3 protein-coding genes are annotated in these 1,288 nt (G+C 45.7%); 1 reads left to right on the forward strand and 2 read right to left on the reverse strand.

The window, feature by feature from the left end; all coding sequences use genetic code 11:
* Positions 1 to 399, forward strand: a 399-nt coding sequence (locus A3729_RS30225) for an NAD(P)H-hydrate dehydratase (protein WP_304439806.1), incomplete at its 5' end; no start/stop codon positions are given.
* 29 nt (positions 400 to 428) lie between these two features.
* Here A3729_RS30225 and A3729_RS30230 read toward each other — a convergent pair.
* Positions 429 to 911: an NADAR family protein gene (locus tag A3729_RS30230; RefSeq protein WP_068509096.1), complete on the reverse strand. Its 483-nt coding sequence runs from the start codon at positions 909 to 911 to the stop codon at positions 429 to 431.
* A 122-nt stretch (positions 912 to 1,033) separates the two neighbouring features.
* Positions 1,034 to 1,288 (reverse strand): PDZ domain-containing protein (locus A3729_RS30235; RefSeq protein WP_156498242.1); only part of this gene is annotated, 255 nt, incomplete at its 5' end.

Below are 1,288 nucleotides of genomic sequence, written 5' to 3' on the forward strand. Positions count from 1 at the left end.
CACCCTGGTGAAGCTGCGCGACTGCTCGGGCATGGTAGCGCTGGCCTAATCCAGCAGGATAGGCTTCATGCAATCACTGAGCTCTCCAATAAGCTTGGTGGACATATTCTATTAAAAGGCAGTGGAAGCTTACTTGCCAGCAAAGGCGAAACAATCAGCATTTGCCCTTATGGCAACCCAGGCATGGCAAGCGGGGNAATGGGAGACGTACTAAGTGGAATAATTGGCAGCTTGGTCGCTCAAGGCTTCGATGAGGGCTTTGCCTTGCGTTTAGCAACCACCCTACACGCTCGTGCAGCAGACATTGCTGCCAAACAATCTGGCGAACGTGGCTTATCTGCATGCGATTTGATACCAGTCGTCAGATCGCTACTCAACAAGCTAAATTACGAGCTATAGGTATGACGAGAAAATCTTATGCCTGAATCTTAGTTTTGTTTTTCTCGACCTTCCTGATTCAGTTTTGACCTAACGTCCATCAAAACCTTGCCGTAAGTATTTTCGGCTCGGCGGTCACGACCACAACCCCAATAATAATCGTATTGGCTATTTTCCAGTATCTTCCTGCTACCGCTATCTAAAAGAAGCTGAGCGACCTGAGGATGGCTACGACAATAAGTATAAACCGCTCGCGTCATAACCGTTCGTTTGACTTGAGCCCAGTCTTTTCGAACTTTATGAAAGCGAGATCTACCCATGCGCCTCGCCTGTTTGGCGGTTGACGATTTCCGGATCTTTTCAAAGTAGGAAGGAGAAGTTTCCTGAAACTTCATCGCCTGATAGTAATGCTCGATACTCGGCCACAATAAACCCTCGAGTAAAAAAGAAGCCAGCTTATGAGTACCAAGCGCTTCGTCTTCATTGCTACGTGATAGAAATAATGCATCTTCGTCTAAATCAGGAAATAACAAATTTTTTACTCTTGGACTGTTGAAAAAGCCATCATACCCGATACGTCTTGATCAAAACAGTGGTGAGCGTACACTCGAAGTTACCGAGCGTACTCACCACTTAAGGCGTTCAATGACTCTGTCTAATCTTTAACACGAATAACAATAAACGAAGGACTTCCTTGACGAACGATCAATGCCGGAACAGCTCTATCTGAAGGAAGACTCTCTACCACCTTTTGAAATTCTTTTACCGACGTGAATTTCTGGTTATTGAGTCGAGTGATGATATCACCCTGTTTAATCCCTGCTTCACGTGCTGCACCCGACTCTACCTGGATAACATGAACACCGCCATCCAAATTCAAATCATCCAAGGTCTCATGATCAAGTTCTCG

The organism is Oleiphilus sp. HI0043, from assembly GCF_001634935.1.